This is a genomic window from Okeania sp. (assembly GCF_983059655.1).
Map to the genome: position 1 here is coordinate 13,930 of NZ_CEZPJD010000043.1, position 7,391 is coordinate 21,320.

Genomic DNA, 7,391 nt, shown 5'->3' on the forward strand with positions numbered 1-7,391 from the left:
ATTTAAAGACTCTAAACTTTGGAGAATCTTTCCAGTTACAGGGTCAATATAACGAATAGCATCTATTTCATCCCCAAAAAATTCTACCCGAATAACTCTATCCTCATAAGCAGGTCCAATTTCCAAAACATCGCCCTTAACTCTAAACTTTCCTCTACCTAAATCTAAATCATTTCTGCTGTATTGAACTGTTGCTAAATCTCTCAAAATTTTTCGTTGATTAATTTCTTCTCCTACTTGCAAAGAAATAGCAGCTTTTAAATATTCAGCAGGCATTCCTAAACCATAAATACAACTAATCGAAGCTACAACAATTACATCTCGACGTTCAAAAAGTGACCTCGTTGCTGAGTGACGCAACATATCAATTTCATCATTAATAGAAGCAGTTTTTTCTATATATGTATCTGTCACCGGAATATAAGCTTCCGGCTGATAATAGTCATAATAACTAATAAAATATTCCACAGAATTATCAGGAAAAAAATCCCTTAATTCATTACATAATTGAGCAGCCAATGTTTTATTATGAGCCAAAACTAACGTCGGTCTGCCTACATTTTTGATCGTAGAAGCTATCGAAAAAGTCTTACCCGTACCTGTAGCTCCCAATAATGTTTGAAAATTATGCCCAGCCTGAATATTAGTAGTTAATTGAGCGATCGCTCCAGGTTGGTCACCAGTAGGTTGAAAAGGAGCTTGCAAATAAAATTTTGCCATCATAATTTTAGCTGTATTTATATTATTCTTAAATTAGGGCTTGCTGAATAAATCTAAAAGCATTTATATATAAAAACTTTAGCCTTTTTTTTGTCGAAAAAAGTGTATGGTTTTCAGCTCTTTATGCTCAAAAAGTTAGTATTTTAGGCGCATAGTTGGGCAGAAAAATTATTCTTACAATTCTTACTCCTACCTCCTCGCTCATTCCCATTTTTCTTATCTCCTGTATCCTACCCCTACTAATGGGACTTTTGCAGCAAACCCTAATTAGACATCTCCAAAAAAGAGGGAGTAGGGACATTGCATGCAACATCCCTACAGAGTAGGAAGAAAGAATTAATGATTTCTGTACGATAATTAATTTTATTTTTGATTATTGGAAATGTCTATAGCAATCAGGAATGAGTTGTGAGAATTGAGGTGTTCCTTAAAAGTGTAGAATATAGCGATTATTATATTCATATGATACGTTTTTTTCCTCTTCTCTGTTCCCTGTTCCCTGTTCCCTATTCCCTAAAAAGTTCCAATATCTAACAACTCAAATCATATTGCTATATTATATATTTTAATTTCAAAGTTAAGATTAAGACCGCTATATTAGGCAAACTTGTCCAACCCTAAAAAATATTGGTAAATATCAAAGTGCATTTTTGATTAACAACTATAGTTTGTTTATCTAGGATGCGGAGACCAAGTGCTATAAAAAAAAGAATAGGGAATACCGAATAGTAAAGAAATGGGATGGTGCTTTACGCTCCGCTAACACATTCTACTGGACCGACACACCTAATTTAGTGCAAAATTGTAGGGTGCGTTAGACGGCTAAAATTTAGACTGTGAAAGGCATTTAACAATCCGTCGTAACGCACCATTTTAGCTTTGTTAATCCACTACTGGACTAAAATTTATTGTCAAATACGAAAAGACGTAGTGACAATTTTTATAGTAGTTAATTTCAACTGAAAATATCTGTAAATTTTAATTTTTATAGCAATGAGCGCTGGTATATTTACAAATCACAGGAGTGGCCAAATAGCCAAAAGTCTTATACTCTCTGCAATTAATTCCCCCTATTGCCTGTTGCCTATTGCCTATTGCCTGCGCACAGCGCTATAACTTTTGACTTTTAAAATCAGGGTTTCTCGTGGTAAACGCTACACAAAAAAGACCAGCAAAATACTTAGATCCAACTATTGCTTTATTACTTCCTCCGTCCCTACAAAAATTGGCTAAACTACTCTATCGCACTTATCTGGAAACTCATCCTGACAAACCTAGACCTCCCTTTGGTGTCGCAATTAGTCCTGTAAGTTATAGAGCTAGTCTAATATTCTCTCACCAGCCAATTTTATTACCAGGTGAACTTTTCGTCCCTGTAGAGCTAATTGAATCAAAAATCTATTAATAGAATATGGACTTACTAATAATATGGCCTCTTACTCTCATTGTATTTGCCCTTGGTGCATCCATTGGTAGCTTTCTCAACGTAGTCATTTATCGCATACCTTCTAAATTATCTATACTCTTGCCTCCCTCCCACTGCCCCCGTTGTCAAAGTAAATTAAAACCCTGGGAAAATATCCCAATATTTGCTTGGTTATGCTTAGGTGGACGTTGTGGCCATTGTCACAGCCCAATTTCTATCCGCTATCCCTTAGTAGAAGTCGTTACAAGTTTCTTATTTTTGCTCGTTTTCTGGAAATTTGGAACTACAATTCCCACCTTAGGTTATTGGACTTTTTTCAGTTGGCTACTAGCTCTATCTATGATTGACTTAGACACCATGACTTTACCTAATTCTCTCACACAATCTGGATTAGTCTTGGGTTTAGGTTTTCAGTTACTTACCACATTAGAGACAAATATTCAAGAAAATAATCTAATCAATTTTTTTATGGTTGGTATTATCGGCGCAGTCGTGGGTTTATGGTTGTTTGACTTAATCTCTATATTCGGTTCCATAGCTTTCGGACAAACAGTTATGGGTGGAGGGGATGCCAAACTAGCAGCCATGATAGGAGCTTGGTTAGGTTGGAAATATCTACTATTAACTTGTTTTCTTGCCTGTACTATGGGAGCATTTGTAGGTGGAGGAGCGATCGCCCTAGGTTGGCTAGACCGAAAACAACCAATGCCATTCGGGCCTTGTTTAGCAATTGGAGCTGGTTTGACTGTTATCTGGGGTGATGATATATTATCAACCTACTTCAACCTATTTTTCCCTGGATTTTCATCCTAATTTTTCTGGATGAAACATATTACTCAGGACCTCTCAAGTATAGATACTTAGGGCTTTAACGAAGTCAGAAGCCAGAAGTTATTTTTATAACAGGGACTTGAGCCCCTCTCCAAAAATATTTCGCTTTAAAGGGCGGGGTTGCGCAACCCAATTATTTTGATAACTTTTCTAAGCAAACAAAAACTAAGTAGAATAAACAGAATTTTCAGCCAAACTTTTTCAAGTATGACAGAATTTTTTTGAATCAAAACGCTCTTAGTTTATTTTCTGTTAGTGATAGTCATAGCTCTATATTCTATACTTAATTGCCTGAAAAGGAGAAAAACACAAGGCTTTAGCAAAGATTTAATCACTTAATAATTAATTCTAAATTATTTTAATGTCTCTATTTGATTGGTTTGCAAATCGTCAAAAATCAGTCCAGAACTCTCAACAGAGACCTGAACGAGAGATTGCTGATGGACTTTGGATTAAATGTGAAGCTTGTGGTGCTTTAACTTATACAAAAGACCTCCAAGCAAATCAAATGGTTTGCCTGGAATGCATGCACCATATGAAAATATCTAGCAGTGAGCGAATTGAGCATTTGCTAGATGGTAACACATGGATGGCAATTAACGAAAAAGTTAGAGGGGCAGATCCTTTAAAATTCCGCGATCGCAAAGCATATAGCGATCGCCTCGAAGAGTATCAAAGAAAAACAGGACTTTTAGATGCCGTACAGACAGGTATCGGCAACATCGAAGCTGAACCCGTAGCTTTGGGAGTGATGGACTTCCAATTTATGGGAGGAAGTATGGGGTCAGTTGTTGGAGAAAAACTGACTAGGTTAATTGAACAAGCTACTAAAGAGCGCTTACCTGTAATAATTATTTGTTCTTCTGGTGGGGCCAGAATGCAAGAGGGAATGTTGAGCCTAATGCAAATGGCCAAAATTTCCGGTGCTTTAGAACGTCATCGAGAAGAGAAACTGTTATATATTCCAGTTTTAACTCATCCGACTACCGGTGGGGTTACAGCAAGTTTTGCCATGCTTGGAGATATTATTATCGCTGAGCCAAAAGCAACAATAGGTTTTGCTGGACGACGAGTTATCGAACAAACTGTCCGTGAAAAGCTACCTGAAAATTTTCAGACCTCCGAATATCTATTGGCACATGGTTTTATAGACATAATAGTACCTCGTACTCAGTTAAAGAAAACTCTGGCTCAGTTAATTCGCCTTCATAAAACTCATCCTGCTGCTCCTACTTCTGCTGAATCATTAGAAGCAGGGCCATACTGCCATATACCCTTTCAGCCAGAACAACATAATTCAATTACAAATGACAACACAATTCAAACCATGCCTCAGAATTAGATTCTGAGTGTTTCACAATTTGTTTTTAATTATTTAAAAAATGTTATGGGTTTCGCAGATATATCAATCCAGGAAATAGCAGAAGACTTCAATGTCCATGTAGATGAAGTACTTCGTCTTTGCAACCAGATGGGAATTTCTTATAAACACTCTCAGACTCGTTTGGCCTTAGAGGATGCTAAAGCAATTATGTCTCATTTATTAGCCCAAGAACAAAAATCTAATTCTTAATCAGAATTGTTAAATACTTGACGAATTGACACCTGACCACTGATAAATAAAAATTAGCTGAATCGCCGAGAAGCCTAACGCCATAATATGCAGATTTGGCATATGAATCGGCAGCAAATTAATCAGTTCGATGCCGATTCAATTTGCATGCTATCTCAGTAGAAGCTTTTCCCCTAGTAGAAAAACTTGTATGATTATCTTGCAATAACCCCGGAAATTTTCCACCATGCGCACTGCCTACCAATATAAATTAAGGCCCAACAAAGAACAAATAGCCACAATAGAAATGTGGTTAGAATTGTTGCGTCGGCAGTACAACTATCGGTTAGGCGAGCGATTCTCATGGTGGTCAGAAAACCGTTGTCCCGTTAACGCCTGCCCCTTAGTAATGCCCATTCCCAGACTCAGGGATAATCCAGATTATTACTCTCAAAAAAAAGATTTGATCAATACCAAAGACAAATTTCGGGAGTACAAGCTAATTCATTCTCAGGTATGCCAAGATTGCATAAAAAGGGTAAAACTTGCCTTTGATAGATGGTTGAAGACAGACAAAAATGGAAATAAATTAGGAAAACCAAGGTTCAAAGGAAAAGGACGTTATCGTAGTTTTACTTATCCTCAAATCAAGCAAGACTGCATTCAAGGAAACAAGATAAACTTGCCAAAAATAGGCAATATCAAGTTAATTCAACATCGACCCTTACCATTAGGTTTTAAAATTAAAACAGTGACTATTAGTCGTAAAGCTGATGGTTATTATGTGACTTTATCCCTAGAAGAAAAATCAGTTCCAGCTTTGACAACTAAAGTTGAACCTACATTAAAAAACACTCTGGGAATTGATATGGGGTTGAAGGAATTCTTAGTAACAAGTGAAGGAGAATCTGTTCCCATCCCTCAATACTATCGAAAATCTGAGCAGCGATTAAAGACTTTGCAAAAACGTTTATCTCGAAAGAAAAAAGGAAGTAAAAGGTGGTTGAAAGCTCTTCTAGCTGTAGCTAAACAACATAAAAAAGTAGCCGATCAACGTAAAGATTTTCATTTCAAAACAGCCAATAAATTGTTATCAAAAGCGGATGTTATCGCCCATGAAAACCTAAACATTAAAGGGCTAGCAAAGACTCGTTTGAGTAAATCAATTAACGATGCAGGATGGGGCCAATTCCTGTCTATTTTAACTGTCAAAGCCGGAAATGCTGGACAGAAAACTATAGGAGTGAACCCCAAAAATACCAGCCAAAATTGCTCAAACTGTGGTGAAAAAGTCGATAAAGAATTAAACATACGAACTCATTCCTGCCCACATTGCGGTATTGTAATAGACCGCGACTTGTTTGCGCAGCATTCCGTAGGAAATGCGGCGATAAATATCAAAAATAGGGCGGTAGGGCATTCCGTCCTTAAAGCTTGTGGAGCCCGACGGAATACCGGGGCTGCGAAACGAGAAGCCCACACTATAGCGCCAGCTTAGTGTAGGAGTATGTCACATCAAAGTTCAGTAAATCTGAAGTAATAAATGTATCTTTGTTAATTGATTAACTTGCCAGTTTTAAGGAGAAGAATGTTGAAAAAATTTTTCATAGCTGTAGTTGCCATTGTCTTTCTGACATTTCAAACGTTCGTTAACATTGCCACAGCAGCCGAATTAACAGATAACGACCGGACTCTACCTCTGAATGATGAAGGTGAAAAAGTTGTACTTAGTACTAAGGAATACATCAGAGGCAAGCGTGAATTTATTAATGTTTGCTCCCAGTGTCATGTTGGAGGAATAACCAAAACAAATCCTGATGTGGGACTAGGGCCTGAAGCTTTGGCTTTGGCCTATCCACCACGAGATAATATTGAAGGGTTGATAGACTACATGGAAAATCCTACTACTTATGATGGATTTATTGAGATATCTGAGTTTCACCCCAGCATTAAGAGTGCCGATATTTATCCAGAAATGAGAAATCTCACAGAGGATGATTTATACGCGATCGCTGGTTATATCCTCGTACAGCCTAAAGTTTTAGGCAAAGGATGGGGCGGCGGTAAAATATTCCGTTAAAATTCCTTTTTCTTTGAAATATTAGACTTCTTGCAGAAGTCATGGAATAAGGAATAGGGAGATGAAATTGTTTATTTCATATCTTGAATAGATTTAATTAACACTTTTGCAAGAAGTTTATTGATTGATGATTTTAGATTATTGGTTTTTTGGTGGGAGACAAAAAATTAGATTTTCTCTTCATTAAACCTTAATCTAAAATTGATTATTTATAATTCTAGATTTGTAATTAACTAAAATCAGAAAAATAGTATGTTAAATAGATCGTTACTGATTCGTTTCCTACTAGCTATATTAATTATTGTTCAAGTAATAATTTTTGATACTCAAGCAGCCGAAGCTGTGGTAGATTCCTATGTAGAAAGATATTTACAAGCTAAACAACCAGTAGAAATTAAACTGAATGAACAAGGTGAAACAAAGAAATTTTCTGCTGAAGATTTATCTACAGGCAAACAGATTTTTGCCAAAAATTGCCTTAACTGTCATGTAGGAGGAGCAAATTTAGTCAACCCTCCAATATCTCTATCCCTCAAAAAATTAGAAGGAGCAACACCACCACGAGACAACATTAATAATCTAGTTGCTTTCTTCAGAGACCCTATGATCTATGATGGTAGTGACTATACCTATTTTTGTCGTCAAGTTACAGAAAATTGGATGTCCCAAACTGAAGTAGAACAGATGGGTGCATTTATTTTGAGAGCTGCACAAAAAGCTCCTGCTTGGGGAGCAGAAGGGGTTGAACAAAATTAACATCGTTCTAGAAAACTTCAGACTAA

The 7,391-nt window shown here is 36.7% G+C and carries 8 protein-coding genes; 7 read left to right on the top strand and 1 reads right to left on the bottom strand.

Annotation, left to right across the window (positions count from 1 at the left end; translation table 11 throughout):
- On the bottom strand, positions 1-720 hold a 720-nt coding region (locus tag AC3DU7_RS04835), incomplete at its 3' end, for a DEAD/DEAH box helicase family protein (RefSeq protein WP_488038231.1).
- Positions 721-1,864: 1,144 nt separating this feature from the next.
- On the opposite strand from AC3DU7_RS04835, the gene AC3DU7_RS04840 reads away from it, so the two are divergent.
- The 7 genes from AC3DU7_RS04840 to psbV2 all read left to right on the top strand — a co-directional run bounded on the left by AC3DU7_RS04840 (position 1,865) and on the right by psbV2 (position 7,365).
- On the top strand, positions 1,865-2,125 hold the full coding sequence (locus tag AC3DU7_RS04840) for a hypothetical protein (protein ID WP_488038224.1): 261 nt from the start codon (positions 1,865-1,867) through the stop codon (positions 2,123-2,125).
- A 6-nt stretch (positions 2,126-2,131) separates the two neighbouring features.
- A complete protein-coding gene (locus AC3DU7_RS04845; RefSeq protein WP_488038225.1) occupies positions 2,132-2,959 on the top strand; it encodes a prepilin peptidase in 828 nt (275 codons plus the stop codon).
- 379 nt (positions 2,960-3,338) lie between these two features.
- Positions 3,339-4,319 carry an acetyl-CoA carboxylase, carboxyltransferase subunit beta gene (accD, locus tag AC3DU7_RS04850; RefSeq protein ID WP_488038226.1) on the top strand — a complete coding sequence of 327 codons (981 nt, stop codon included), beginning with the start codon at positions 3,339-3,341 and terminating at the stop codon, positions 4,317-4,319.
- 45 nt (positions 4,320-4,364) lie between these two features.
- Entirely contained in the window at positions 4,365-4,550 is a 186-nt protein-coding gene (locus AC3DU7_RS04855) for a translation initiation factor IF-2 N-terminal domain-containing protein (RefSeq protein ID WP_488038227.1), read from the top strand.
- Positions 4,551-4,776: 226 nt separating this feature from the next.
- The gene (locus AC3DU7_RS04860) at positions 4,777-6,027 is read left to right on the top strand and encodes an RNA-guided endonuclease InsQ/TnpB family protein (RefSeq protein ID WP_488038228.1); all 1,251 of its coding nucleotides are present in this window, start codon (positions 4,777-4,779) and stop codon (positions 6,025-6,027) included.
- 90 nt (positions 6,028-6,117) lie between these two features.
- A complete protein-coding gene (gene psbV / locus AC3DU7_RS04865; protein WP_488038229.1) occupies positions 6,118-6,609 on the top strand; it encodes a photosystem II cytochrome c-550 in 492 nt (163 codons plus the stop codon).
- Positions 6,610-6,861: 252 nt separating this feature from the next.
- Positions 6,862-7,365 carry a photosystem II cytochrome PsbV2 gene (gene psbV2, locus AC3DU7_RS04870; RefSeq protein WP_488038230.1) on the top strand — a complete coding sequence of 168 codons (504 nt, stop codon included), beginning with the start codon at positions 6,862-6,864 and terminating at the stop codon, positions 7,363-7,365.
- Positions 7,366-7,391 lie beyond the last annotated feature (26 nt).

Excerpts from the sequence above, each read along its gene's own strand:
- AC3DU7_RS04845 (WP_488038225.1), top strand. The coding sequence starts at position 2,132 with ATGGACTTACTAATAATATGGCCTCTTACTCTCATTGTATTTGCCCTT.
- accD (WP_488038226.1), top strand. The coding sequence starts at position 3,339 with ATGTCTCTATTTGATTGGTTTGCAAATCGTCAAAAATCAGTCCAGAAC.
- AC3DU7_RS04855 (WP_488038227.1), top strand. The coding sequence starts at position 4,365 with ATGGGTTTCGCAGATATATCAATCCAGGAAATAGCAGAAGACTTCAAT.
- AC3DU7_RS04860 (WP_488038228.1), top strand. The coding sequence starts at position 4,777 with ATGCGCACTGCCTACCAATATAAATTAAGGCCCAACAAAGAACAAATA.
- psbV (WP_488038229.1), top strand. The coding sequence starts at position 6,118 with ATGTTGAAAAAATTTTTCATAGCTGTAGTTGCCATTGTCTTTCTGACA.
- psbV2 (WP_488038230.1), top strand. The coding sequence starts at position 6,862 with ATGTTAAATAGATCGTTACTGATTCGTTTCCTACTAGCTATATTAATT.